Annotated in this window: 25 protein-coding genes; 5 read left to right on the plus strand and 20 right to left on the minus strand. The window is 63.1% G+C overall.

All coding sequences use genetic code 11. The annotated features are described in order from the left end of the window. Positions 1-24: 24 nt before the first annotated feature. The 4 genes from NKI73_RS03900 to NKI73_RS03915 all read right to left on the minus strand — a co-directional run bounded on the left by NKI73_RS03900 (position 25) and on the right by NKI73_RS03915 (position 1,965). Complete coding sequence (locus NKI73_RS03900) at positions 25-270, minus strand: type II toxin-antitoxin system Phd/YefM family antitoxin (protein WP_352627542.1); 246 nt, start codon at positions 268-270, stop codon at positions 25-27. 37 nt (positions 271-307) lie between these two features. Beyond that, complete coding sequence (locus NKI73_RS03905; protein ID WP_352627543.1) at positions 308-616, minus strand: putative quinol monooxygenase; 309 nt, start codon at positions 614-616, stop codon at positions 308-310. A gap of 63 nt (positions 617-679) precedes the next feature. After that, a complete protein-coding gene (locus tag NKI73_RS03910; protein ID WP_352627544.1) occupies positions 680-1,462 on the minus strand; it encodes an SDR family NAD(P)-dependent oxidoreductase in 783 nt (260 codons plus the stop codon). Between the two features lie 62 nt (positions 1,463-1,524). Next, a complete protein-coding gene (locus NKI73_RS03915) occupies positions 1,525-1,965 on the minus strand; it encodes a DsrE family protein (RefSeq protein WP_352627545.1) in 441 nt (146 codons plus the stop codon). A gap of 102 nt (positions 1,966-2,067) precedes the next feature. On the opposite strand from NKI73_RS03915, the gene NKI73_RS03920 reads away from it, so the two are divergent. Together NKI73_RS03920 and NKI73_RS03925 are read left to right on the plus strand one after the other, a co-directional pair. Continuing rightward, the gene (locus NKI73_RS03920; RefSeq protein WP_352627546.1) at positions 2,068-3,168 is read left to right on the plus strand and encodes a hypothetical protein; all 1,101 of its coding nucleotides are present in this window, start codon (positions 2,068-2,070) and stop codon (positions 3,166-3,168) included. Between the two features lie 18 nt (positions 3,169-3,186). Further along, positions 3,187-3,393 (plus strand): antitoxin, encoded by a 207-nt coding sequence (locus tag NKI73_RS03925; protein ID WP_352627547.1) that lies wholly within the window; start codon positions 3,187-3,189, stop codon positions 3,391-3,393. A 298-nt stretch (positions 3,394-3,691) separates the two neighbouring features. Here NKI73_RS03925 and NKI73_RS03930 read toward each other — a convergent pair whose 3' ends face one another. Both NKI73_RS03930 and NKI73_RS03935 read right to left on the minus strand, forming a co-directional pair. Continuing rightward, complete coding sequence (locus NKI73_RS03930) at positions 3,692-4,639, minus strand: cation diffusion facilitator family transporter (RefSeq protein WP_352627548.1); 948 nt, start codon at positions 4,637-4,639, stop codon at positions 3,692-3,694. Positions 4,640-4,644: 5 nt separating this feature from the next. Then, positions 4,645-6,834 (minus strand): anthranilate synthase, encoded by a 2,190-nt coding sequence (locus tag NKI73_RS03935; protein ID WP_352627549.1) that lies wholly within the window; start codon positions 6,832-6,834, stop codon positions 4,645-4,647. Between the two features lie 320 nt (positions 6,835-7,154). Between NKI73_RS03935 and NKI73_RS03940 the strand changes: the two genes are divergently transcribed. After that, positions 7,155-7,925 carry an isocitrate lyase/PEP mutase family protein gene (locus NKI73_RS03940; RefSeq protein ID WP_352627550.1) on the plus strand — a complete coding sequence of 257 codons (771 nt, stop codon included), beginning with the start codon at positions 7,155-7,157 and terminating at the stop codon, positions 7,923-7,925. 150 nt (positions 7,926-8,075) lie between these two features. Here NKI73_RS03940 and NKI73_RS03945 read toward each other — a convergent pair whose 3' ends face one another. From NKI73_RS03945 to NKI73_RS03960, 4 genes are all read right to left on the minus strand, one after another. Further along, complete coding sequence (locus NKI73_RS03945) at positions 8,076-9,131, minus strand: M14 family metallopeptidase (RefSeq protein ID WP_352627551.1); 1,056 nt, start codon at positions 9,129-9,131, stop codon at positions 8,076-8,078. A gap of 87 nt (positions 9,132-9,218) precedes the next feature. Further along, positions 9,219-10,397: an MFS transporter gene (locus NKI73_RS03950; protein WP_352627552.1), complete on the minus strand. Its 1,179-nt coding sequence runs from the start codon at positions 10,395-10,397 to the stop codon at positions 9,219-9,221. 126 nt (positions 10,398-10,523) lie between these two features. Then, on the minus strand, positions 10,524-11,900 hold the full coding sequence (locus NKI73_RS03955; protein ID WP_352627553.1) for an FAD-containing oxidoreductase: 1,377 nt from the start codon (positions 11,898-11,900) through the stop codon (positions 10,524-10,526). Further along, positions 11,897-12,358 (minus strand): DUF4126 domain-containing protein, encoded by a 462-nt coding sequence (locus tag NKI73_RS03960; protein WP_352627554.1) that lies wholly within the window; start codon positions 12,356-12,358, stop codon positions 11,897-11,899. Before NKI73_RS03960 ends, NKI73_RS03955 begins: the two co-directional genes overlap by 4 nt. Positions 12,359-12,543: 185 nt before the next feature. On the opposite strand from NKI73_RS03960, the gene NKI73_RS03965 reads away from it, so the two are divergent. Continuing rightward, a complete protein-coding gene (locus NKI73_RS03965) occupies positions 12,544-13,101 on the plus strand; it encodes a sugar O-acetyltransferase (RefSeq protein ID WP_352627555.1) in 558 nt (185 codons plus the stop codon). On the opposite strand, the gene NKI73_RS03970 is transcribed toward NKI73_RS03965, so the two are convergent. Continuing rightward, entirely contained in the window at positions 13,088-14,104 is a 1,017-nt protein-coding gene (locus tag NKI73_RS03970) for a GlxA family transcriptional regulator (RefSeq protein WP_352627556.1), read from the minus strand. The two genes, NKI73_RS03965 and NKI73_RS03970, sit on opposite strands and share 14 nt — an antisense overlap. A 127-nt stretch (positions 14,105-14,231) precedes the next feature. Here NKI73_RS03970 and NKI73_RS03975 point away from each other — a divergent pair, with 127 nt between their 5' ends. Further along, the gene (locus tag NKI73_RS03975) at positions 14,232-14,876 is read left to right on the plus strand and encodes a cysteine hydrolase family protein (protein WP_352627557.1); all 645 of its coding nucleotides are present in this window, start codon (positions 14,232-14,234) and stop codon (positions 14,874-14,876) included. Between the two features lie 67 nt (positions 14,877-14,943). Here the strand turns inward: NKI73_RS03975 and NKI73_RS03980 are convergent, their stop codons facing one another. The 9 genes from NKI73_RS03980 to NKI73_RS04020 form a co-directional block, all read right to left on the minus strand. Beyond that, positions 14,944-16,623 (minus strand): formate--tetrahydrofolate ligase, encoded by a 1,680-nt coding sequence (locus NKI73_RS03980; protein WP_352627558.1) that lies wholly within the window; start codon positions 16,621-16,623, stop codon positions 14,944-14,946. 313 nt (positions 16,624-16,936) lie between these two features. Further along, the gene (locus tag NKI73_RS03985) at positions 16,937-18,061 is read right to left on the minus strand and encodes a DUF2333 family protein (RefSeq protein WP_352627559.1); all 1,125 of its coding nucleotides are present in this window, start codon (positions 18,059-18,061) and stop codon (positions 16,937-16,939) included. A gap of 105 nt (positions 18,062-18,166) precedes the next feature. Then, positions 18,167-19,465, minus strand: a complete 1,299-nt coding sequence (locus NKI73_RS03990; RefSeq protein WP_352627560.1) for a DUF6638 family protein — start codon at positions 19,463-19,465, stop codon at positions 18,167-18,169. A gap of 70 nt (positions 19,466-19,535) precedes the next feature. After that, positions 19,536-19,946: an endonuclease domain-containing protein gene (locus NKI73_RS03995; RefSeq protein WP_352627561.1), complete on the minus strand. Its 411-nt coding sequence runs from the start codon at positions 19,944-19,946 to the stop codon at positions 19,536-19,538. 69 nt (positions 19,947-20,015) lie between these two features. Then, positions 20,016-21,926 (minus strand): AAA family ATPase, encoded by a 1,911-nt coding sequence (locus NKI73_RS04000; protein WP_352627562.1) that lies wholly within the window; start codon positions 21,924-21,926, stop codon positions 20,016-20,018. Positions 21,927-21,950: 24 nt separating this feature from the next. Continuing rightward, the gene (locus tag NKI73_RS04005) at positions 21,951-23,096 is read right to left on the minus strand and encodes a hypothetical protein (protein ID WP_352627563.1); all 1,146 of its coding nucleotides are present in this window, start codon (positions 23,094-23,096) and stop codon (positions 21,951-21,953) included. Between the two features lie 31 nt (positions 23,097-23,127). Next, a complete protein-coding gene (locus NKI73_RS04010; protein WP_352627564.1) occupies positions 23,128-24,216 on the minus strand; it encodes a hypothetical protein in 1,089 nt (362 codons plus the stop codon). 309 nt (positions 24,217-24,525) lie between these two features. Beyond that, a complete protein-coding gene (locus NKI73_RS04015) occupies positions 24,526-24,915 on the minus strand; it encodes a c-type cytochrome (RefSeq protein WP_352627565.1) in 390 nt (129 codons plus the stop codon). Positions 24,916-25,043: 128 nt separating this feature from the next. Continuing rightward, positions 25,044-25,655, minus strand: coding sequence for a thymidine kinase (locus NKI73_RS04020; protein WP_352627566.1), 612 nt, complete (start codon positions 25,653-25,655; stop codon positions 25,044-25,046). Positions 25,656-25,704: the final 49 nt, after the last annotated feature.

Below are 25,704 nucleotides of genomic sequence, written 5' to 3' on the forward strand. Positions count from 1 at the left end.
TCCACTGGGTGTCGAGTGATCGTTTCACGCGTTGGCGCCGAACAGTTGCTCGACCTCTCCGTCGCCCATGCGATCGAAATCGTCGGGGACGGAAAACTGGCCGGCCATAAAACCGATCCGTCGCGCCTGCGCCGATGCAGGCTGGTCGATCGGCACGACTTTGACCAATGGTTTGCCCGCCCTGGCGATGATGAACGGCTCACCTTTGGCGGCCTGGTCAACGAGACGTGAAAGATTGGCCTTGGCATTGTGAATGTTCACGGTCTGCATCGCAGTTCGCTCCGTTGGCATCGCGCCGTCTGTCCGGTCAGCCCGTCTTGGTGTCGGCCAGGCCGAAGCCGCCAACGGGGTGGGTCTCGACCTGGAATTCAAAACCGGCGATGAACGGTCGCGCCTTGGCGATCGTCGCCTGGACTTCCGGAAGCTGCAGCGACGCCTTGTGGCTCTCGGCGTCGATCCACACTTCGGTCACCCAGATCGCATCGGCATCCGCGGGGTCACGGGCGATGATGTAGTTCAGGCAACCCGGCAGGGCGCCGGTGCTGGCACGCAGGAGGTCGATGACCGCGTCGCGCTGGCCGCGTGCCGCCCGCATCTTGCCGATCAGTCCGTACATTCCGTTGTCTCCCTTTGAGGTTTTCGACAAGAACATGCAGATCGCCAGTATGCCGATAGCCGCTCAAGGCATCAACTGGCCGCCATTCACCTCGATCACCTGGCCGGTGATGTAGCCGCTCAAAAGATCGGAAGACAGGAACAGATAGGCGCCGACGCAATCCTGCGCCGTGCCGGCACGTCCCTGCGGAATGGTGGCGATCATGCCCTTCATCTGCTCGTCGGTCGAATAGCGCTCGTGGAACGGCGTGAGAATGGTGCCGGGCGCCACCGCGTTGACGCGGATGCCGAAGCCGATGAGCTCCTTGGCCATGCCGCGCGTCACATTGGAGACGAAAGCCTTGGCCGAGCCATAAAGTCCGGCGCCGCCGCCGGCACCGTTGCGCGCGGCGATCGACGAGGTGTTGACGATGAAGCCGCCCTGTTTCTTCAGCCATGGGATCGCCCTGCGCGAGGCGGTCAGCACCGAACGCGCATTGAGGTCCATCACCGCGTCGTAATGCGCTTCGGTTTGCTCTGCGTAGGGCACGCGGCCAAGCATGCCGCCGGCATTGTTGACCAGCCCGTCGAGGCGGCCGAAATACTGCGCGCTCTCCTCGACGACGTGTTCGACATCGGCGGCAACGGAGAAATCGCCCTGGACGAGGAACACCTCGCCGCCCTTGTCGGCGATTGCCAGGCCGAGCTTCTCGGCGGCGTCGCGGCTCGAGTTGTAATGCAGCGCCACCTTGCATTTCTGCGCCGCATAGGCCAGCGCGAGCGCCGCTCCGATGCCGGTCGACGCACCGGTGACCAGCACCGCCTTGCCGGCAAGATCGGGTATGCTGAGTGTGTTTGTGGCTGGCACTGTGCGTCCTCCGGGATTTCGGCCCGTCCTTCGTAGGCCCTTGCCACCCCGGTGTTCAAGCCTCAGGGGCGCAGATATGCGTAGCCCTGGCCTTGCAGTTCGGCGAGCTTGACGACACCGCCCTTGTCGGCGGCGTGGAAACCGGGGAGCAGGTCGGCGAGTGAAATATCCATGCCTTGCATGGTGTTGGCGCAGGCATGGGATTCCAGCCCCTGTTGCACCAGGCCGGCGAAGCGTCCGGAAATCGCTGCCGATATGCCCTTCGACTTGAAGGCCGCCAAGGCAGGACCGTGCACGACCAGCACGATGTCGACATTGCCGCCGGTGCCCTCATAGTGGTTCTTGATGTTGCCGAGCACGAAGTTGACCTTGTCGACATCGCTCAAGTGATAGACGACTTTTTGCCGGGCCGGCTCCGTGACCGCTGCGGCCTGCACCGCCCGCAGGCCAAGAAGCGTTCCGGTTCCGGCAACAACCGCGCGGAACATGTCGCGCCGGCGCATGGCATTCTCCTCGGCTTGGTGGCCCACCGCGAATTGCGTGGCTACGGCCGCAATCCTAGCATAAATTGACGTAGCGTCCTGTCGATGCGGAGGAGAGGTCACATGGCGTTCGGGGTAGGGGAATGGAAGACAATTGCCGGCGCCGGATTTGGCGCGGCGCTGCTTACCACGCTTGCCGGCTCGGCCTTCGCCGATGATGCACTCAAGCTCACAGAACTCAGTCCCAGCGGCACTGACGCCTGTTTCGGCCGCGTCTATGATGCGGCGCATCTAAAGGCGCACCCGAAGCAGAAGGTGGCGCGGATCTTCTTCTACTACGGCCATGATCCGGTCAGCCGGCCGAATGAAGAGCCGACCGTGAATTCCGACACTTCCTACAATGCCTTCATCGCCACCTCCGTGCGCGGCGCCAAGGCGCCGGAATGGGCCGGCGGCTGGTGCAATCATGCGTCGGAGGACGGCAAGGCAGGCGCCATCCATTGCGGTATGGAGTGCGACCGGACGCTTGCGTCGTTGAAGGACGACAAGGGCCGGCTGCTCCTCTCGGATCTGCAGCCCGACATCTATCTCGATGCCGATTCGCAAGAGGAGTTGGGCGCAGCGGAATATGACAGGCAGGCGCTGGGTTCGGAGGACGACAATTTCCGCCTCGACCCAATGCCGGCCGCGACCTGCAAGGCGGAGTTCGCGCGCATCGATCCAGTCGACCCCGCCCTTGGGCCGCCTCTGCGCGAGCGGCTGAAGCCGGACCAGGCGTTCTGCTATGGCCGCGACTACGATGCAGCGCATCTCGGCTCGCATCCCGATCAACTGACGCAGTCGATCCGGGTTTTCCGCGGGCCGGTAGAGCTGGCGTCGTTTGCCTCAGGGAGCGATGCAGCCAACTGGCCTGATGGCGCCGACATTGCCGTCTCGGTTACCACGCGGCAGAAATCGGCTGAGGTGACGCAGACCTATTCCTGCCAGGGCGAGGCCGACCAGTGGCGCTGCGCGGCAAGTTCGAAGATGAGCGACTTCTCCTGCGACATCGCGCAGAAGGAGATTTTCCTCAAGCGCGGCGCCGACGGCACGATGATGCTGGCCAACCCCAACAGCAGCCTGGCGATCGTCGACCTGTGTTCGAAGGCCGCCGACGGCAAGACCAAATCCGACGACAAGGTCTATCGGCTGCAGCCAATGCCGCAATCGGCCTGTGTGCCGTGAGTATCTCTGGAGGGGCGAATGGATAAGGCAAAGGTCTTTTGGTCTGGCCGATCGCAAGCGGTACGCTTGCCCAAGGAGTTCCGTTTTGAAACAGACGAGGTATCAATCCGCCGCCAAGGCCGAACGATCATCCTCGAGCCGCTTGCGCAGGACTGGGCTTGGCTGGACAGTTTGACAGGGCCGCTTGACGACGATTTTGTCGAGGCAGCTTTGGAAGGCCGATAGAGGCGGGCTCATCGGCGCAGACGTTTTCGCGGTACGCCTGTCGCTTCGTCATCCTATGGCGGAGCAAGGAGCGAAGCGACGTGGCGCAGACCCCTGGAGCTGCTCCGCAGCCCAAGGGATCCATGCCGTGACATCCGAGCGCTGCTGCGGTGCAGAATTGTGTTCCGCTGCACTTCACCGCCAAGGTCGCGGCGTGGACCCTCGGGTCTCCGCGACGGAGTTTCGCTCCTGCTCCGCCCGTGGATGACGAAGTCGAGAGGCGCCAGCTAGTTTTCCAAGGTCGTGACGGGAAATCGCCTCAGGCAAACGGCACCGCCGTCGTGCCCTTGGGCAGCTTGGCCTCGTCGTCGGGCTCGACGTGGATGGTGACGCGCACCGAGGGGATTTCGGCTTTCAGCGCGTCCTCGATGCGGTCGCAGATGACGTGGCTGGCGCCGACCGACATGTCGGCGTCGACGACCAGATGGAACTCGATGAAGGTGGCTCGGCCGGCGATGCGCGTCTTGAGGTCATGCACCTCGAGCGCGCCCTTGCAATTGGCCGAGATGACGTCGCGGATGCGCATGTGTTCCTGAGTGTCGACGGCGCGGTCCATCAGGCCGTTCATCGATGAGCCGATGACATGCCAGCCCTGCCACAGGATGTTCAGCGCCACGAGGACGGCGAGCGCCGGATCGAGGATCTGCCAGCCGGTCAGGATCGCGCCGACGAGGCCGCCGAAGACGCCGATCGAGGTCACCACATCGGTCATGATGTGGTGACCGTCGACGACCAGTGCTGGTGACTTCTCGGCCCGACCGGCGCGGATCAGCGTCCAGGCCCAGAAGGCGTTGATGACCGTGGCGACGCCGTTGACGGCAAGACCTTCCCAGGGCTGTTCGAGCGGCGCCGGGGTCTGCCAGGAACGCCAGACCTCGTTGAGGATCAAAAGGGCGGCGAGCACGATCAGCACGCCTTCCAGCACCGCCGAGAAATATTCGGCCTTGTGGTGGCCGAAGGGATGGTCCTGGTCGGCCGGCTTGTAGCTGACCTGGATCGCCCAGAAGGCGGCGGCCGAGGCGATGACGTTGACGATCGATTCCAGCGCGTCCGAATAGAGCGCGACGGAGCCGGTGACGTACCAGGCGACGAGCTTCAGGCCGAGCACGATTGCGGCAATGATGATCGACCAGAAGGCAAGGTTGGCGACCTTGCGCTTCGCGGCCGCCTTGGCCGCGATCGCCATTGTGTCCTCGGTTTCGGCCATGATTGTCAGGCGGCCTTTTCCTTGGCCTTGCGCGGCAGGTGGGCGACGATGTTCTCGATGATGCGCATGCCGGCATTGTGGCCGAGCGTCATGATCGATTCCGGGTGGAACTGCACAGCGGCGATCGGCTCCTTGCGGTGCTCGAAGGCCATGATGACGCCGTCCTCGGTTTCCGCCGTGACGATGAAATCGTCGGGCAGCCGCACCGGGTCGGCAAAGATCGAATGGTAGCGGCCGACGGTGACCTCCTTGGGCAGGCCGGAGAAGATGATGCCCGGCTTGGAGACGCGGATGCGCGACGGCTTGCCGTGCATCGGCACGTGCAACTGCCTGAGTTCGCCGCCATAGGCCTCGGCCAGCGCCTGCAGGCCGAGGCAGACGCCGAAGATCGGCAGATCGCGAGCGCGCGCTCGTCTGATGGTTGCGGCGCAATCGAAGTCCTTCGGCGTGCCGGGGCCGGGCGACAGCACGACGAGGTCGGGCTTCAGCCGTTCGAACACTTCCTCCGGCACCGGCGTGCGCACGGTCGAAACATTGGCGCCGGTCTGGCGGAAATAATTGGCCAGCGTGTGGACGAAACTGTCCTCATGATCGACGAGCAGGATGTTGACACCGTCGCCGACGCGCGCGGTGGTGCGCTCGGTGCTGGCGGAATTGCCTGTCTTGGCGTCGCGGATGGAGGAGAGCATGGCGGATGCCTTCAGTTCGGTCTCGGCTTCTTCTTCCTCGGGAATGCTATCGAAGAGCAATGTGGCGCCGGCGCGCACTTCGGCAATACCGTCCTTGATGCGGATGGTGCGAAGGGTGAGGCCGGTGTTCATGTCGCCGTTGAAGTTGACCATGCCGATCGCGCCGCCATACCAGGCGCGCGGGCTCTTTTCGTTCTGTTCGATGAAGCGCATGGCCCACAGTTTCGGCGCGCCGGTGACGGTGACCGCCCAGGCATGAGACAGGAAGGCGTCGAAGGCATCCATGCCCTCACGCAGCCGGCCTTCGATGTGATCGACCGTGTGGATCAGGCGCGAATACATCTCGATCTGGCGCCGGCCGATGACGCGCACCGAACCCGGCTCGCAGACCCGCGACTTGTCGTTCCGGTCGACGTCCGAACACATGGTCAGTTCGGATTCGTCCTTCTTGGAGTTGAGCAGTTTCAGGATCTGCTCTGAGTCCGAAATGGCATCGTCGCCGCGCTTGATGGTGCCCGAGATCGGGCAGGTCTCGACGCGGCGGCCGTTGACGCGCACGAACATTTCGGGCGAGGCACCGATCAGATATTCGCCTTCGCCCAGATTGATGAAGAAGGAATAGGGCGAGGGGTTGATCGACTTCAGCTTGCGCGAAATCTCGGATGGCTGCGTCTCGCAGCGCTCGTAGAACATCTGGCCGGGGACGACCTCGAACAGGTCGCCGCGCTTGAACGAATCCATCGCCTTGCGCACCAGATTGGCATATTCGCCAGGTTCATGGTCGCCGCGGGGCGGGATCCGGTCGGGGCTCTTGAACGGCTCGGCGATTTCGTCGCGCGGCAGCCCCTCCGTCGAGAACCCGTCGCCGGCATAGTCGTAGCGGTCGGTCCAGGCCTTGGCTGAATAATGGTCGACGACGAGGATCTCGTCGGGCAGGAACAGCACCAGGTCGCGCTGGCTTAGCTTGCGCTCGAGCTTGTAGTCGACCGGGTCGAACTGGAAGGCGAGATCGTAGCCGAAGGCACCGTAGAGGCCGAGATTGGCGTCTTCCTCGGTCTTGAATAGAGCGGTGATGGCACGCAGCAAGGTGAAGACCGAAGGGACGCGGCTGCGCTCCTCCTCGGTGAAGACCCGGCCGGGCTTGGCGACGTCAAGGCGGATCAGTTTCTTCGACGTTTCGGCGATGGTCACGTCGGCCAGGTCGCCCAGCGCCTTGCCGATGACCGGTAACAGCGCCTCGCCACGGCGGTTCAGCGCCTCGATGCGCATGGCGCGGCCACGCGCCGAGATGACCAGCGGCGGGTCGATGATGGCGGTGTCCCAGCGCGTGTAGCGGCCGGGATATTCGTAGTTGGAGGAAAATACCGCACCCCGGCGCGAATTCAGGCCGTCGACGTAAGCGTCGATCGCGCCCGCATAGGGCCGGTCGTGGCGCTCGCGGGTGATGGTCACGCCACCCGCGGTCACGAAACTTTCCGCCCCGTTATCCAGAACCTTCATCGTCATTTCCGTCTCCATCAGCTTCTTTGGGGCAACGGACCCGGGAATGGCTTGGAAAAAACAAATGGCCGCCCGGACTTTCCGTTGCGGCCACCCTCTCTTTTCACGCGCACGTGTTCGAACAGGCCGCTGTCAGCAGGCCCACCACCAAATGGTCTTGGTCGAACGCATGTTCATCGCGAAATCCATAGCTGCGAAAGGGAGGATACGCAACAGGTTTGAAAAGCCTGTCCGGTGGCCGCAGCTTCTGCATCTCATGGCACATCGCCAGAGCCGACCGTGCGGCCTAGATTGTTCATCCAACAGCAGGAACATGGGAAACACCGATGACCGAGCAAATCGAGCGCGCGCGCACGTTCCATTCCCTCCACGTCAAGGGAAACCCGATCGTCCTCTACAATGCCTGGGATCCGGGCTCGGCCAAGATCGTCGAGAAAGCAGGCGCCAAGGCGATCGCCACCGGAAGCTGGCCAGTGGCGGCTGCGTTCGGATATGCCGATGGCGAGAAGATCCCGCTGGAGCTGGCACTCGACAACATCAGGCGCATTGTCGGGTCGGTCGACCTGCCGGTGACCATGGACCTCGAGGGCGGTTATGGTATCGCTCCGGAAGCCGTCGCCCATACTGTGACGCTTGCCTTGCAAGCAGGCGCCATCGGTTTCAATTTCGAAGATCAGATTGTCGGCGGCACTGGCCTGCACGACATTGCCGTGCAGGTGAAACGCATCGAGGCCGCGGCGGCCGCCGTCAGGGAATCGAGTATACCGGCTTTCCTCAACGCCCGGACCGACATCTTTCTCAAGGCCAAGCCGGATGCGCATGACAAGGCGCTGCTCGATCAGGCGATCGAACGGGCGCGGGCCTATGAAAAGGCCGGAGCGAGCGGCTTTTTCGCGCCGGGTCTTGGCGATGAGGGCCTCATCGAGGCGCTCTGTAAGGCAATCGCGTTGCCGGTCAACATCATCGCGCTGGCGCATGTGCCGCCGCGCCAGCGGCTGGCTGAACTCGGCGTCGCCCGCATCAGCCATGGCCCGGTGCCTTACCGGCAGATGGCGGAATGGCTGGAGGCCAAGGCGCGGCAGGCTATTTCGGGCTAGGCGGGTGATGCTGCATTCAACGGGTTTGGGATTGGCCGAAGCCTCGCAACTTCGTCATTCTAGGGTCTGCGCCGCGTCGCTTCGCTCCTTGCTTCGCCCTAGAATGACGAAGCTATGGAGTGCTTCGGCAAACTACGAGGCAAAGCTTCCTCAATCCTCCAGCGTTCCCGACCTGGCGTCGGCGCTCTTCCTGTCGCCGACCAGCTTGAGCAGGTCTTCGCCGGCGCGGATGATGCGGCGCGAGCGGCGGGTCAGGATGATGCCGTCCTGCGGCGCGAAGACTTCGGTACGGCCATCGGCTTCGCCCGGCGCGTGGACGATAGTGGCGAGGCGCGCGCCCCTGGCGACGCGGTCGCCGGGCTTTACATCGTAGAGCACTGCGCCTCCCCGCGGTGCGGGCATCATGTCGATGTTTTCCAGCGGAGCGACGACGCCGGTGAACGGACCGGGCGCGGGCAGGGTGGTGTCGGCGATCACGCCGCGCGCCACCAGCAGCCGGTAGAGCCCTTCGGCGTCGGAGGCGGCCAAGGCGTCGTCGACATCGAGGATGCCGCGATATTCGACCGTGGTGGCGACGCGTCGGTCGAGTTTCGCCATGTCAGCGGGAACGTTCTGGTAGGGCATGATCGAGGCGCCCTCGAACGTGCCATCGGTGTCTTCGCTCCACAGCACGACCGCATCGACGCCCATGGCGGCGGCGCAATCGGCCATTGCCGGCCATAGGCTGGTGTGGACGTAGAGATAGGCGAGGCCCTCGTCGTCGCAGTGCAGGTCGAGAACGATGTCATGGCCGAGCGATAGCTGCACCAGCCGGCTCTTCAGCCGCTGGTCGACGTTGCCAAGGCTGGTGTCGGGCAAGAGGGCGGCTTCGGGTGCGGCGAGCAGCGGAAAACCGCGGTTGAAATTGGTGCGCGTGCCCAGATGGAAGCGGCCCTGGTGCTCGCCGAAATGATACTGCGCGCGACCGATCGGGTTGGCCCAGGGCACGATGGTGAGGTTGCCCTTGATGCGGCCTTCAGCCTCCGCCTTGTTGAGTATCGGCATCAGCGCGTCGATAGCGACGACGCCCGGCAATTCACCGGCATGGAGCGCTGCCTGCAGATAGGCGGATGGGGCGGCCTTGTCCGCGCCCGCGAAGCGGAACAGCGGAAATTCGTAGGAAACGCCTTCGCTTTCGCCGGCGATGCGCTCGATCGATTTCTGCATGACTTTCTCCATCAAGAGCATGAGACATGCCCGTTTGAAGACGCCGATGTCGATTGGTCCAGCCTGCCGCGCTATAGGCGCAAGAGGTTACCCTGCGGGAGCCGGAAGAGGGATGACCGGCATGCGCCGGTCCAGCGCCTGCGACAGCACGGCAACGGTGACCGCCAACAGGGCAAGTGCTGCGCCGACCAGCGGCAAATTGGCATAGGAAACACCGGCGGAAAGGGCCACACCGCCGATCCAGGCGCCGCTGGCATTGCCGACATTGAAGGCGCCCTGGTTCAGCGTGGCGGCAAGGTTCGGTCCGTCGGAAGCCGCCTCGACGACGCGGATCTGCAACGGTGGCACGACGACGAAGATGAGCAGGCCCCAGAGGAAGACGATGCCGATGGCAACGCTTGCTATCGCTCCGAACTGCATGAAGCCGACAAACAGCAGCGCCAGCAACAGCAGGGTGCCGATGACCGTTGGCATCAGTTTCCAGTCGGCAAGCCTGCCACCGATGATGTTGCCGATGGTCATGCCGGCGCCGAACAGCAGCAGCACCCAGGTGACCGCAGAGGTGGATAGGCCGGATACGTCGGTCAAATAGGGTTTGATGTAGGTGAAAACGGTGAACAGGCTTGCGGAGGTCAGCGCCGCGATCAGCATGGCCAGCCAGACCTGCAGCTTGCCCAGCACGCGCAACTCGCCGCGCAGGCCGCCACCGCTCGGTTCGGCGACGCCGGACGGCACCAGCCAGGCGATGGCAGCGACCGAGATCAGGCCGATGCCGACCACGGCAACGAAGGTGGCGCGCCAGCCGAAGGCTTCGCCAAGCGCCGTACCGGCCGGAACGCCGAGGATGTTGGCCAGCGTCAGGCCGGCGAACATCAGCGCTATCGCGCTGGCGCGCTTGTTGCGCGGCACCAGACTGGCGGCAACGACCGAGCCGATACCGAAGAAGGCGCCATGGCCGAAGGCGGTGAAGACGCGTGCGGCCATCAGCGTCCAGTAGTTGGGCGAGATGGCGCAAAACAGATTGCCGACGACGAACAGCACGGCGAGGCCAACCAGCACGGGCTTGCGCGGTAAATGCGCGGTGGCCATCGCAACGATCGGGGCGCCGAAGACAACGCCCAGCGCATAGCCGGTGACGAGCAGGCCCGCAGAGGGGATGGACACGCCGAGATCGGCGGCGACCTCCGGCAGCAGGCCCATGATGACGAATTCGGTGGTGCCGATGCAGAAGGACGCAATGGCAAGCGCAAGGATCGGCAAGGGCATGGGGCGTCCAGGCTGAATCGGTTCAAATTGAGACTGCGCGAAGGACGCCACCGTTCGCAAGTTGCATTGCTGCATTGCAGCAATGCAGAAAAGAAGGGGGCTTTGAAATGGGTCGCCAACAGGCTGTCAGGCCAGCGGCTTCAGTTCCTGGGCAATGGTGGGCAGCAGTTCCGAGACATTCGGGTGAATGTGGACGGCACGCGCCAGCGTGTCGACGGGCGCCTTGGCGTACATCAGGTCGAGCACGCAATGCACCGCCTCGTCGCCACCGGGGCCAAGCACCGAGCAGCCGAGGATCTCCCTGGTGTCGGCATCGACCAGGATCTTCATGAAGCCTTGCGTCTCGCCCTTTTCGATGGCGCGGCCGACGCGGGTCATCGGCCGCTGGCCGACCAGTGCGCGACGGCCGGATTTCTTCACCGCGGCCTCGGTCATGCCGCAGCGGCCGAGCGGCGGGTCGATGTAGAGCGCATAGGCCTCGATGCGGTCGCTAACCTTGCGCGGGTCGTTGTCGAGCAGATTGGCGGCGACGATCTCGTAATCGTTGTAGGAGGTGTGGGTGAAGGCGCCCTTGCCGTTGCAGTCGCCCATCGCCCAGATGCCGGGCACGCTGGTGCGCAACTGGTCGTCGACGGTGACGAAGCCACGCCGATCGACCTCGACGCCGGCCTTTTCCAGGCCGAGGTCGTCGGTGTTGGGCGTCCGTCCGAGGGCCAGCAGCACATGCGATCCGACCGCCGGCGGTTTGCCGGCCGAGAAGGTCACTGCGATGCCCTTGCCCTGCTTCGCAAAGCTGATGTCGTCGGCACCTAGGTGAACGGCGATACTTTCGTTTTCGAGGATCGACAGGATGGCAGCCGAGACATCCTCGTCCTCGCGGCCGGTCAGGCGGAGGCTCTTCTCGATGACGGTGACTTCGCTGCCGAAGCGGCGGAACATCTGCGCGAATTCGAGCGAGACATAGCTGCCGCCGACGACGATGAGATGGCGTGGCAGCACGTCGAGATCCATCATCGAGGAATTGGTCAGGTAGTCGATGTCGTGGATGCCGGGCAGGTCGGGTACCGAGGCACGGCCGCCGGTGTTGAGGAAGATTTTTTCGGCGGTCAGGAGGTCGTCGCCGACGCGGACCGTGTTGGCGGATTCGAAGCGCGCATGGCCGCGATAGAGGGTGCAGCCCTTCATGCCGGCTATCCAGGTCTCGAGATTGGTGCGGGCGTCGATCGTCACCTTGTCCTTGCGCGCCTTGATCCTGGCATAGTCGACGCCGACGGGGCCGCCGAGCGTGACGCCATAGTCGGCCGCACGCCGCGCCAGGTGCGCGGCATAGGCGCTGGCGACCATGGTCTTGGTCGGCATGCAGCCGGTGTTGACGCAGGTGCCGCCGACCAGCTTGCGCTCGATCAGCGCCACGCTCATGCCGGCCGCACTCAGCCGGCCGGCCAGCGAAGGGCCGGCCTGTCCGGCGCCGATGACGATGGCGTCGAAGGCTTTTGCCGTCATGTCACCGCCGCCACGATCAGCAGGCCGCCGACGATCGCCACCGCGTCCTCTATGAAGGCGGCGGGAGGATCCTTGCCGAAGGCGGCTGCCAGCCGTCCGCGTGCTTCGGCGCCGCCCAGCGTGCCGATGACAGCGCCGATGGCGCCGGCTATCAGGCCGCCGACGGTGGCGCCGCCTGTCGCGCCGATCACCGCGCCGGTGAAAGCGCCCATGATGATGCGGGCGCCGAATTGCTGCGGCACCTTGCGGCTCGGCGTCGACGGCAGTTGGTCGGTGACCAGCTCGACGATGGCCAGGATGGTGAAGATGCCGACAGCGGCCCAGTGGCTCATGAAGCTCGCCCAGGTGCCGGCAACCGGCAGCCAGCCGAGCCAAGCGCCCCAGGCAACGGCGGCCGGTGCGGTCATGGCGCGAAGACCGGCAATGACGCCGATCAGAAGTGCGAGAATATACAGCATCGTCGATCCCCCTCGATCGCCGGGCCGGGACAGTCCGGCAAGAGCAGGCTAGCATAGGTCCGGCATTTGACCAGCGCATGACTGCGAAAAATCCGAATGGATTTGCGCGGGTGCTGCCGGGGCGCTGGCACTTTCCCGTTAACTGCAATTGTGCTTTGGCAGTGACGTCACATGGAGACATCGTCATGGCTGGAAGCGAACGCGCAAAAATGGCGGCTGGCCAATGGTACACGTGCCTCGACGACGAACTGGAGGTTTTGCGGGCGGCAGCGCGCGACGCGGTGTTCGAGCACAATTGCCTGCCGCCGCGGCAGCGCGGCGATCTCGAGCCAAGCCTGAAGGCGTTGCTCGGCAAGGCCGGTGAGGGCGTCCGCATCGAGGCGCCGTTCCACTGCGCCTATGGCTTCAACATCTTTCTCGGCGACGGCGTCTTTCTCAATGCTGGCTGCACTATCCTCGATACGGCGAGCGTGCGCATAGGCAAGGGAACGCTGCTCGGTCCCAATGTGCAGATCTACTGCGCCGAGCATCACAAGGAGGCCAGCGGGCGGCAAGCCGGACTGGAGATCGCCAGGCCGGTCGAGATCGGCGCCAATGCCTGGATCGGCGGCAGCGCGATCATCCTTGGCGGCGTCAGCATCGGCGAGGGCGCCATCGTCGGCGCGGGCGCGGTGGTGACGCGCGACGTGGCCGCGAACACAACGGTGGTCGGCAACCCGGCCCGGGCGGTCACGCGGGATTGAACGGGATCAGTGCAACAGGCCGTGCTCCATGTACTCGCTCCTGATCGGGCCGCCTGGAGAATTCGCGCCGGTATTGCGCCGGCGATGTCCTGAGCCGCGCGGCGAAATGCTGGCGCAGCGAGGTGGCGCTGCCGAAGCCGGCTTCGAACGCTACCATGTCCATCGACTTTTCCGTTGCCTCCAGCAGCCGCTGTGCCAGTTCGATCCGCTGGCCGGTCAGCCATTCGCCGAAACTGGTGCCGATCGATTTTTGAAAGCGACGGGTGAAGGTTCGCCTTGTCAGGCCGGCGGCATCGGCGACGCTGTCCAGGCTGTGCGTCTCGCCGAGCGTCGCGCGAACCGCGTCGAGGGCCTGGGTGAACCGGTCGGCGTCGGCGCTTCTTGCCACCGGATGCTCGATGAACTGCGCCTGCCCACCCTGCCGGTGCGGGGAAAGGACGATCTGGCGAGCGAGCCGCAGTGCTGCCTCCGCGCCATAGCGGGCGCGCACGATGTGGAGGCAGCAATCGAGGCCGGCGGCGACGCCGGCCGAAGTCACGACATCGCCATTGTCGACATAGAGCACCGTCGGGTCGACGACGATGTCGGGATGAAGTTTCTGCAGCTGCTCGGAATAGGCCCAGTGCGTCGCAGCCGCGCGCCCGGAAAGCAGTCCGGCAGCGGCAATGGCAAAGGTCCCAAGGCATAGGCCGACGATCAAAGCGCCGCGTTGATGAGCCCGGCGTAGCGCCTCCATCAGCAGCGGCGACGCCGGCTCGCCGAGATGATGCCAGCTTGGGATGATGACGATGTCGGCGCCGTCGAGTCCTTCGAGCCCATGCGGGGCGGCAACGGTCAAGCCGGCCTCGGTGTGGATCGGGCCGGCCTTGGCCGCGCAGATGCGGAAGTCGAAGCGCGGCAGGCCAAGCGCCGTCCTGTCCTCGCCGAACACCAGGCATGGCACGGAAAGATGGAACGGGCTGATGCCGTCGAAGGCGAGGACGGCAATGATCGGGTCGGTCATGGGTGCTTCCAGCGAGTGAGCACGGATTGTCCCAATTCTTTCGAATGATGTCAATCGGGCCACTTTCAGCGATCTGGCAACCCGCCTATCTTCGGCCCATCGCATTCAAGCCGGAAAGGAAAACACCATGTCTGACCCAGCCAACACCACGCCGCGCCGGGCGCTGATCGTCGTCGATGTGCAGAACGATTATGACGGCGGCAATCTCGCCATCCAGCATCCGCCATTCCGCGACAGCGTCGTCAATGTGGCACGGGCGATGGATGCGGCGACTGCTGCCGGCATCAAGGTGGTGGTCGTCAAGCAGATGGCGCCGGAGACATCGCCGATCTTCGCCAAGGGCAGCCATGGCGGCGAACTCCATCCCGAGATCGCCAGGCGCGAGCGCGACCACTATGTCGAGAAGAACCTGCCCTCCGCCTTCACCGGCACCGATCTGGAGGACTGGCTGCGCGCCAATGCCATCGATACGATCACGGTGGTCGGTTACATGACGCACAATTGCGACCTGTCGACCATCATCCACGCCGTGCATATGGGCTTTGCCGTCGAGTTCCTGTCCGACGCCACCGGCTCGGTGCCTTACGCCAACAGCGCCGGCTACGCCTCGGCCGAGGAGATCCACCGCGTGGTCACGATCATCCTGCAGTCGCGCTTCGCCGCCGTGCTCAAAACCGCCGAATGGGTCGAGTGCCTGAAGACCGGCGCGCTGCCGGAGCGCGACACGATCTACGGTTCCAACCAGCGGGCGCTGTCGCGCAGCGCCGCGTAGGGCTATCGGAAAACAGAAAGGGCGCCGCATCGCTGCGGCGCCCTTTTTATTGTCGAGACTTAAGGTCTCAGAACAGGCCTTCGATCTGGCCCATTTCGTTGAGGAAGATCTTCTCCGAGGACGGCGCCCTGGGCAGGCCGGGCATGGTCATGACCTCGCCACAGATGATGACGACGAAGCCGGCACCCGCCGAAAGCCTGACCTCGCGCACCGGCACGGTGTGGCCGGTCGGCGCACCGCGCAGGTTCGGGTCGGTCGAGAACGAGTACTGGGTCTTGGCCATGCATACCGGCAGGTGGCCATAGCCGGCCTGCTCCCAGGCGTGCAACTGGTCGCGCACCGACTTGTCGGCAATCGCCTCCGAGCCGCGATAGATGCGCTGGACGATGGTATTGATCTTCTCGAACAGCGGCATGGCATCGGGATAGAGCGGCGCGAACTGCGAAGCGCCGGATTCGGCCAGCGCCACCACCTTGTTGGCGAGGTCTTCGATGCCGGCCGAGCCATGGGCCCAGTGCTTGCACAGGATAGCTTCCTCACCCATCGAAGCGACATAGTCCTTCATCGCCTGGATCTCGGCGTCGGTGTCGGAATAGAAGTGATTGATGGCGACCACCGCCGGCACGCCGAACTGCCTGATGTTTTCGATGTGGCGGCCAAGGTTGGCGCAGCCCTTCTTCACCGCTTCGACATTTTCCTTGCCGAGGTCTTCCTTCTTGACGCCGCCATTCATCTTCATGGCGCGCACGGTGGCGACGATGACGGCGGCTGCCGGCTTCAGGCCCGCCTTGCGGCACTTGATGTCGAAGAATTTTTCAGCACCGAGATCGGCGCCGAAGCCGGCTTCGGTGACGACGTAATCGGCGAGTTTCAGCGCCGTCGTTGTGGCGACGACCGAGTTGCAGCCATGCGCGATGTTGGCGAACGGGCCGCCATGCACGAAGGCCGGGTTGTTCTCCAGCGTCTGCACCAGGTTCGGCTGCATGGCGTCCTTCAGCAGAACAGCCATGGCGCCGTCGGCCTTGAGGTCGCGGGCATAGACCGCCGACTTGTCGCGGCGATAGGCGACGATGATGTCGCCAAGGCGCTTTTCAAGATCCTTCAGGTCGGTCGACAGGCAAAGGATCGCCATGACTTCCGAGGCGACGGTGATGTCGAAGCCGCCCTCGCGCGGAAAGCCGTTGGCGACGCCGCCGAGCGAGCAGATGATTTCGCGCAGCGCCCGGTCGTTCATGTCCATCACGCGGCGCCAGACGACGCGGCGGTTGTCGATGCCGAGCTCATTGCCCCAATAGATGTGGTTGTCGATCAGCGCCGAAAGCAAATTGTGCGCCGTGGTGATGGCGTGGAAGTCGCCGGTGAAGTGGAGGTTCATGTCCTCCATCGGCACGACCTGCGCATAGCCGCCGCCGGCGGCACCGCCCTTGACGCCGAAATTCGGGCCGAGCGAGGCCTCGCGGATGCAGACGATGGCCTTCCTGCCGATGCGGTTCAGGCCGTCGCCGAGGCCGACCGTGGTCGTCGTCTTGCCTTCGCCGGCCGGCGTCGGATTGATGGCGGTGACGAGGATCAGCTTGCCGTCCTTGTTGCCCTTCACCGACTTGATGAACTCGGCGGAGATCTTCGCCTTGTCATGGCCATAGGGCAGCAGATGTTCTGTCGGGATGCCGATCTTCTGGCCGATCTCCTGGATCTGCTTTTTCCTGGCGCCGCGCGCGATCTCGATGTCGGACTTCACTTCGGCCATAACGGCTTTCCTCTGGATTGGACGGTGGAGGGGACGGGTTTGATGTCACTCGCAGGCAGGTTGCAACCGGGCGCGGGCATGTTCTAACCCTGTCGCTGCCGCGGCGTCAACTTGCATGCAACTATGTTTCCTATAGAGAAAATTCCTCTGCGGACCGGCCGACCTGTCATCGGTTCTTCCTGGCTCCGTTGCCGCGCCGTATAGAAGCCAGAGGACGCGTCGCGCCGCCGTCTCAAAACAGCCGCACAATGCACGGAATGCGACAGAGGCGACGGCGCAAATTCGCCATCACCCGATCCGCGGTGGAACAGCGTTACTGGGTTAGAACGTTGCTGATTTCGACCATGTTGGAGCGCACCCTGAGCACGTAGAAGCCCATCGTAGTCAGATGCGTCGGCAAGATCCAGCCGTCCTCGCGGCCATTGGCGATGATAAAGGGCTGGATGCGCAGCGCCGAGACGAACTGCGAGTCCATCGTGTCCCACAGGTTCTGCAGGTGCTTTTCCTTGATGACGTCCTCGAAGTCCGCCTGGGCGCCCTTCATCAGGCCGTAATAGCCATAGAGCTGGCCATAGGCGAACCAGAAGCGGTCGTCGGCGCGGAAGTCAAACCAGCCATTGTTGTGGTTTTCAGCGCGTTCCTTGAGGATCGCCGAGGTCGAGCCGATGTCGGACGAGATACGATCGATATATTGTTTCAGATTGTCGGCGCGGGCGTCGAACGTTGCCTGGCAGGTGGCGAGGCGAGCATTGAAGGAACGCAGCATGCGCACGGCGTCGCGATAATAGCTAGGCGTCGGCGTCTTGGGGCCGAACGGGTTCAGGCCGAAATACCAGGTCTCCTCGTCGAACTGTAGATTGCCGCGGGCATTCTGCAGATCGCTGTCGATCTGCGAGGTGGTGCGCACGCGGCCGAGATTGTCGGCGAGTTCGGTTGCGGTGCGCCGCACCGCCTGGTTGATGCCGCGCTGGAACGAGGCCTTGTTGTCCATCCACGGCGTGTTGTCCCAGTCGATGCCGAACAGGCCGATCTTGTAAAGGATCATCGACGAGATCCAGGCATTCTGGTTGACGTTGAAATCGGTCAGGTCGGCCGCCACCTGGGCGATGCCGGAGTTGCCGCAGGTCTTGGCTGTGTCGGTGCCGGAGCCCGCGGCGACCTGTTCGCCGGCGGAGACGTTACGCTTCTCGAAAGTGTATGTGTCAGGGTAGTTCGGGTTGAAATTGTTCCACCACTGGGTGGCGTAGAAGAAATTGGCGTAGAGGCCGATCAGCACCAGCAAAGCCAGGCCAACCGCGGCCTTGAGGATCCAGCCGCGCTGCGTGTACCAACGCCCGGCCCACAGGAACGGCCACAGGATCACGCCGATCACAAGCCCGATGCCGCGGCCGATCCACTGGAAAATCCGGGTGAAGAAGTTCACGATCGGATCGAGCATGGCGATGTCATCCCCTCAAAGCATGATGCCAAAAAGTTGCAGACTTTTTGGACAACATCATGCACCAAAACAATAAGTTAGAACGAAACTACGGTTCATTTCGTTCTAGTCAGTCAGGCCGTAGAGGCGTGTGCGAAACGCCACCTTGTCCTTCAAATATGTGGTTTTGAGAACGTCCACAACATGCGATCGCCAGGCGTCGCTGAAGCCGTCATAGTCCTCGTAGAAGCCCTGCTTGTTGAAGATGTAGCGCGAGACGAAGTCCGACGGCACGAAATCCGAGATCAGCCGGTTGGTCAGCCAGGCGTCGGGATGATCAGGCTTTGCGCGGATGACCAGAAAGCGCTGCTGCGGGAAGACATCCTCGATCTTGAGGTGGCCGAGCTGGGCGATCTCGCGTTTGGCGGCGTTGAGGAAGGGAAAGTTGCCGTCTTTGGCGATCAGGTCGGCATGGCTCTGGATCCAGGTCTGCAGCCAGACCTTGTCGACATCGGTCAGGTTGCGGTTCGGGTCTGCATCGCGGATCAGCGCGCGCACCACCATCTCGGCGCGGTGCTCGAGATAGCCCGAGGCCTCGACCCAGGAGGCGCGGGGCAGCTCGATGCGGCCCGTGGTAGCGAGGAACTTGAACACCTTGTCGGCGTCGCTGATCGAGATATAGCTGACCTGCCACGGTCGCGAACGGCGGAAACCGGGAGCCGCCGGATCGCTGATCACGGTCGTCATATCAGGGTCGACGAACACATAGAGGCCGCCGAAATGGCTGGTCCAGTAAGCGTTGTGGCGGAAGATCACCTGGTCCGGCACCAGCGCGTTCTCGCGGATATCGCCGCAGATCTTCGCCAGTTCCACCATGCGGGTCAGCATGGCGTTGTCGCGCCAGGCATCAGGCTCCTGCTTCAGCCGGTCGACGAGCTTGCCGAGTTCGGCGGCCTTGCCCAGCACATCCTCGGCCGACAGCACCTTGAACTCGACCTGGTTGATCGACAGCAGGTCCTCGATGTCGTTGACCTTGGGAACGGAATCCTCAATCTCGCCGTAGATTACGTCCTTGATGGTCAGCGCATCGATGGCGCGCTGGTTCTTCGACATGAACTCGAACATCAGCTGCGAGGTGTTGGAGAAGGCCGTGTGCACCACCGGCAGGTCGATCTGCGATGGCGTCAGGATGATGAAACGGCGGTTGACCTCGTTGGGATCGAGATAGTCGTAGTCGTCGCATTCCTCGGCCACTTCGGGCGAGAAGCCGGTGCGGTCGATCTGGAAGCTCTTCAGTTTCGTCGGCTTCAAGCCGAATGCGGCGAGCGCCTTGTTGTAGCGCTGGATGAGGTGCGGCTCGTCGACCGTCAGCAGCCGGCCATAGATCAGCTCGTTGTCGCGTAGAAGGTCGGGTTTCTTGGTCATCTTCTTCCCTTCTCCCCGTTTACGGGGAGAAGGTGCCCGAAGGGCGGATGAGGGGCGGCGCAAACGCTCATCATCTTTCCTCTGGCGTGGCTGACGGCAGAAATTTCGCGTCGATACCGATCATTCTCTCATCCAACCGACCGTCCAGGACTGCAACAATCGTCTCCAGCACGCTCCTGCGGTCCGTGAGGACATCAGCGTGCCACACCCTCAATACCGACCAGCCGTTCCTGTTCATGGTTTCGTCCCTGTATCGATCATGAGATCGATTTGCGTGCTGGCTTCCATCGACTTCCACAACCAGATTGGCCTCTCGGCAGGCGAAATCGGCGAAGTAGGGGCCGATCGGCAGTTGGCGAATAAATTTGTGGCCATTCAATCGTCGCCCACGCAGTTCGTGCCACAGCCATTCCTCGGCATCATTCTCGACTTTTCGCAGCTGACGGGCTCTCGCTACCTTTGGCTCATTACTGCCTCGCATAGCGCTGCCCCTCATCCGCCCTTCGGGCACCTTCTCCCCGTGAACGGGGAGAAGGAAGAGGTGCCAACCTCACGCATTCCACAGCCCTTTCTTCTTCATCTCCTCCATCTCCCGCGCCGCCCGTTCGCGCAGGCGCGCGTCGCGCAGCAGCTTTTCCACCGCGGAGTCGTCGGACTTGTCGGAGTAGCGGAACTCAGAGTCGGCGTAGCGGTTGATCTCCTGCATGACCATGTCCATCGAGAACGGCCCGCGCAGTTCCTCGATCATCGCTTTCTTCTCGTCATAGCCCTTGTGCATGAAGACTTCCGGCTTCTCGAACCAGTCGTCGGGAAGCTCGATGTCCATGGCGCGCATCTTGATGGCGTCGGTGACGTTCTTGATGGCGCGGCCGGTGAAGCGCGGCTCGGCATCCTTGATCAGATGCAGATAGGTGCCGATATCGGCCATCGATTTCGGCGCGCCGTTCTCCTTCATGTAGCGCTCGTAGACCTTCATCAGGCCGTCTTCCCTTGGTTTCTCGTGCTCCTCATAGGCCTCGGTCACGGCGCGCTGGATCTCCTGCGCGGCGTAGAGATCGTGGTCGCCGAGCGGGATCTTATGGTTCTTGCCGGCAAGCAGCACGAAGATGTCGATATAGTCGTCGCGGCTCTGCGGCCCGTCGACCAGCCAGCGGGCGCCGGCGCGCTGGCGCAGCGCGTCGTCGACGTTCTCGGGATAGTTGGAAAACATGCCGAACGAGCAGTTGCCGCGCACCACGGTGGCGGCGCCGGCGAAGGCATCCATCAATACGCCGGTTATTTCCTGCTGGCCGGCCGAGGCGCGGTCGTCGGAGCGGCGTGCCGCTACCTGGTCGATGTCGTCGATGGTGCCGAAGCCGATGACGCGCGGGTTCAAGACATTGTTGATGAACTGGCGGCAGTTCTGGCCCGACTTGCCCTGGTAGGACGAGATCTGGTCGACGCCGAAATTCTCATAGGCGAAGGGATAGCCGGCGACCTGGCAGTAGCCGTTGACCAGACCGGCGATCATCTGGATCAGCGTCGTCTTGCCGGTGCCGGGCGCGCCGTCGCCGATGAAGGTGAACAGGAAGCCGCCGAGTTCGACGAACGGATTGAGCTCGCGCTCGAAGTCGTAGGCCATCAGCATCTTGGCGAGCTTGACCGACTGGTATTTGGCGATGTGGTTGCCGACGACCTCTTCCGGCTTCTTGAAGGTCATCACCAGCGGCTTGGAGCGCTTGCCCGGCGCGACGTCGAAGCCGTCGAGGGTGAAATCGTCGACATCGATGCGGATATGGGCGTTCTCGAACGGGCCGATGCCGTCGAAGCGGCCCTTGCGCGCCAGAAGCCCGTCGATGGCGACGCGGGCAAAGGCACGCGCCCTGGTCATCAAATCGGCATCGTCGGACGATCCTGAGATCGCCTTGTCGAGACCGGCAAGGATCGACTTCACCGCATCTTGCGGCGTGTCGAACAGGAAGTCCGGCTCGGGACTGTCGTTGGGCGCCTCACCGTCGCTGTCGATCAGCTGGAACAGATAGGAGGCGAGGCTGAAGGCGGAGATGTAAGCCGAGGCCGACAGAAGCTTCTTGAAGGTGGACGCCTCGTCGCCTTCGAGCGGGGCGCGGGTGTTCTTGGCCTGCAGGCTTTCGAGGTCCGAGCCCTCGGCGAAAACGTCAGATATTGCGAGCGCGATCGCCGTGCCTCGCCGGGCACGAAACAAGAGCGTGTGCTGCGGGATGGTCAGCAGCTGGTCGTCGGGATGGACGGCGCCGACAGTCTTCGCCAGCTCGACCTCGCGCGTGCGGCGCACCGACCCGACCGAAACGGTCGAGACGAAGCGGCGGTTGGTGCCGGCAAGTGCCGTGCCGGACTCGCGTGACGGATCCTCCAGCACGACGATGCGGGTGATGAAGCTCTGCGCGGTGGCGCGGTGCTTTTCGATCGCAGCTTCCGGGATGGTGGTCAGGCCGGTATCCATGAAGGGTGCTCCGTGGTGTGACGGTCAGACGTCTGAGATGACCTGCCCGTTGGACAGGATGTGAACCTTGTAGCCGGCAAAAATCTTCTGCGCCTCGCCGACGGCATAGAGCGCCTGATAGGCTTCGTGCGGGATCAGCGCGTGGTTTTCGTAGCTCGACACGCCCTGGCGCGCGGCTTCCAGATCGTCGGTGTTGATGAAGAATTCCTGCGTCGTCTTCTCGCTTGAGAACAGGCCTTTGCGACCGGGTTTCTCGGCCTTCGAATAGACCTCCTGGATGGTCCAGGTCAGCAGCCAGGCATTCTCGGGCTTGCGCACCTTGGCCAGCACTTCGGTTACCGTCGAATTGTTGTCGGTAATGCCGGCCGAATAGAACGGTCCGAGCACGACGCGGCGTAGCTGCTTGGGGTGCAGCGGCTCGAAATCCTTGTCGAGGTTGACCGCGATGGTCGCCGGCGACAGCGTATAGGCGGAGTTCTTCTCGGTGAAATCGTCGAAACGGTGGGCAAGCTCGGGATTGAGCAGGCCGTCGACCGGCAGCGGAATGTCGACCATCTCGTTCAGCTTGCCGTTTCTGTCGACAAGCTGTCGGACCATGTCTTCGGAAGAATCCTCCACCGTCACCATGTAGACCAGCGGCAGGTTGGCGCTGCCGTCGAACGTCGCCCAGTGGACGAGATAGTAGGGACGCGCCGTCTTCGGATTGACCGAGACCTTGGCCGTTTGCGCCAGTGTGAACGGACCGAACGTGTTTTCGCTTTTCACGTCCTCGAGATAGAGCCGCTCGGCCATCGACTTCTGCAGCGCCTGAGGGAATTCCTTGTGGCGCAGGATGAAGTCGGCCATCTCCTCGCGCAATTCGCCGGCCAGCGGAATGTTGGCAAGCCGTGCATCGGCCTGGCGGCGGTCGTTTTCCAATTCGAGCAGGTTCTGGAACACCGGAAATCCGCTCTCGGCGCGCGAAATGCGGAACGTGTCCATGAAGCCCAGCCGGTTGCGCCAGCAGGAAAAGGACTTGTCGAGCCGGGCGATGTATTCGGCGACGATCTTGGCGACGATGCCATGCCGGTAGAGCGGCGAGCGATCGTCGCGCATGAACACTTCAAGGCCGCTGAGCGCGGCCGTGATGGCGGAGAAATACCGTGCAGCCGCTTCGTTTTCGGGGGTCATGCCTGTGCGCTCGCGGGCAGTCCTGTCACTCCTAAGACTGCACGTAGTTTGCCGAATTGTGCTTCCTCAACACCTCGTCGAAGCGGCGGGCAAAGGCATCGTCGGCCAGCTTCTTGCGGCGCTGGATGTCGGCAGTGGCGACCATGTTCTTCTCGTGCATTTCAAGCAGGTCGCCGATGTGCTTTTGCGAAGCAGCACCGATGCCGGCCATCGTTTCCTCGGCGGTGTTGTCGACCTGGCTGCCCAGCGTGTTGATCTTGTGGGCGACGTCCTGCTGGGCGGCGGTCTTCAGCGAATCTTCCAGCGCCTTGTAAAGGACGATGCGCTGCTCGGTATCGATGGTCAGCTTGTTGATCAGCGTCGACTGCGCGGCGATCTGATTGTTGAGCGAATCGACGAAGGTCTGGAACATCGAGGTGTAGCGCTCGAGCGTCTGGCTTTCGGCCAACAGCTCCTGCTCCTTGGCCTGCTTCTCGTTGTATTCCGTGGCCAGCTTGGAGCGCTCGCCTTCGAGCTGCGTGCGCTCCTTCTGGCTGGTCGAGGCGGCGATCTTGTTTTCGATGTCGAGCAGCATCGGGTTGAGTTCCTCGATGCGCTTTTGCACGGCTTCGAGGTTGGACATGGTGGTCTTTCGGCGCTCGATGACCTGCGACAGGCTGGTCTCGGAGGTCTTGTAGCGCTGGTCTAGGACCTCTTTCTGCGCCTTCAGGATGCCGACGATGGTGTCGGATTTGACCAGCAGTTCCTGCAGATTGCCGGCCAGCGACATGTTGCGGACGCGGTCGGTGCGCATACGCTGCTTGCTCTGGCTGGAGAAGACGCCAATGAATTTTTCCCAGCCGGTGTAGTTCTTCATGCTCTCGAACTCGGCGCCGAAGACGTTGGTGGCGTCCTCCAGCCCGATGATCAGGTCGGCGATGTTGCCTTCCATCACCTTCTGCTGCTTCAGCACGTCCTCGATGCGGGCGTTCTCGATGTCGAAATTGGCGTCGCCGATCTTCTTGTCGGCGGTGGCGAGCGTATCAAGCACGGTGCCGGACTGCTCGATCTTGGTGCGCATATCCTGCACGACCTGCTTGGTCTTGGCAATTTCGGCATCGAAATTCTGCAATGTCGCCATTGGGGCCTCCCGCTTCGGCATCACGTCGCTGGTCGCGAACAGCGGCGAATATATGTGGGGCATTCGGGGATTGAAAGACGCAAGACAAGACCCGCCCCGAAAACAAAATAGTCGGTCACGGTCTTGAAAGGCAATGGAGGCGGGGTCATGGCGTGATTAGCCTGCCGGCCAGGCTTAGTTCAGCTGTTATTGAACTGTCATGCCACAAAGCGTCGCGTGGATGCCGCAGTATTCGGCAAACCACTGAAGCAATCGCGAGCGCGATATGCGAAGCCAAAGCCGGCTTTGCAGAGGCGGAAGGATAGCGGATCAGGGCTTGGGATCGGCCTTCAGATAGGCGATGACATTGGCGATGTCGTCGTCTTTGGTCAGGCCGGCAAACGCCATCTTGTTGCCGGGCACTTTCAACTTGGGGGCCTTGAGATACTCGGCAAGATTGGCTTCATTCCAGACCAGGCCGGCGGCGCCTGCACCCTTCATCGCTTCGGAGTAGTGACCAAGAAAACTCTCGGCGCTGCCGGCGGTGCGGCCGACGACGCCCATCAAATGCGGGCCGACCTTGTCGCGGTCGGTGGCAGCTTCATGGCAGGCGATGCACCGGTTGAAGACCTTCTTACCCAGGGCCGGGTCACCGCCGGCATGGGCGGCAAGCGCGGTGGTAAAGAGAAGAATGCTGGCGGACGAAGCGGCTCGAAACATGGCTGACCCCGAAGAGTTCTGGCTGGCCGCCTTATAAGGCCGAGGCCTTAACAAACGCTGCATCGTGGCGGCATTGGGGAAACATGCGCGATCCCGCTGCACCGGCCGGGGCCAAGGCTGCCCATCCGTCAGCCCTTGATAAAGCCGATGAAATCGTCGGGCGCGGCGCGGCCCATCTCTTCTTCCCAGTGGCGGCGGCAGAGCGAGACATAGACGTCCTTGCCGATCGCCACCTGCTCGCCCTGGCGCGCCACCTTGCCGTCAGGGCCGAGGCGCACCACCATCGTCGCCTTGCGGCTGCAGCGGCAGATGGTGCGCACTTCGCGCAGATCGTCGGCGATGGCCAGCAGCGCGCGCGAGCCGGAAAACAGATTGCCCTGGAAATCCGTGCGCAGGCCGTAGCACATGACCGGAATGTTCAGGCGGTCGGCGATGCGGGCGAGCTGCCAGACCTGCTCTTCCTCGAGGAACTGCGCCTCGTCGACGAAGACGCAATGCACCGATGTATGCGCGTGGTGATCGGCGACGCGGGCGAACAGATCATCGCCGTCACGGAACATCTCGGCTTCCGTCTCCAGGCCGATGCGCGACGAGATCAGGCCAGTATCGCCCTTGCGGTAGTGGCCGGCTACGAACAGCATCGTGCCCATGCCGCGCTCGCGATAATTGTAAGAGGCCTGCAAGAGCATCGTCGTCTTGCCGGCGTTCATCGTCGCATAGTGGAAGTAAAGCTTGGCCATGCCGCTCTTTTAAGCCGACTTGGCCTGACACGGGGAGGGGTGGCCGCCC

It is taken from the genome of Mesorhizobium sp. M0496 (genome assembly GCF_040321205.1).
Lineage (GTDB): Bacteria > Pseudomonadota > Alphaproteobacteria > Rhizobiales > Rhizobiaceae > Mesorhizobium.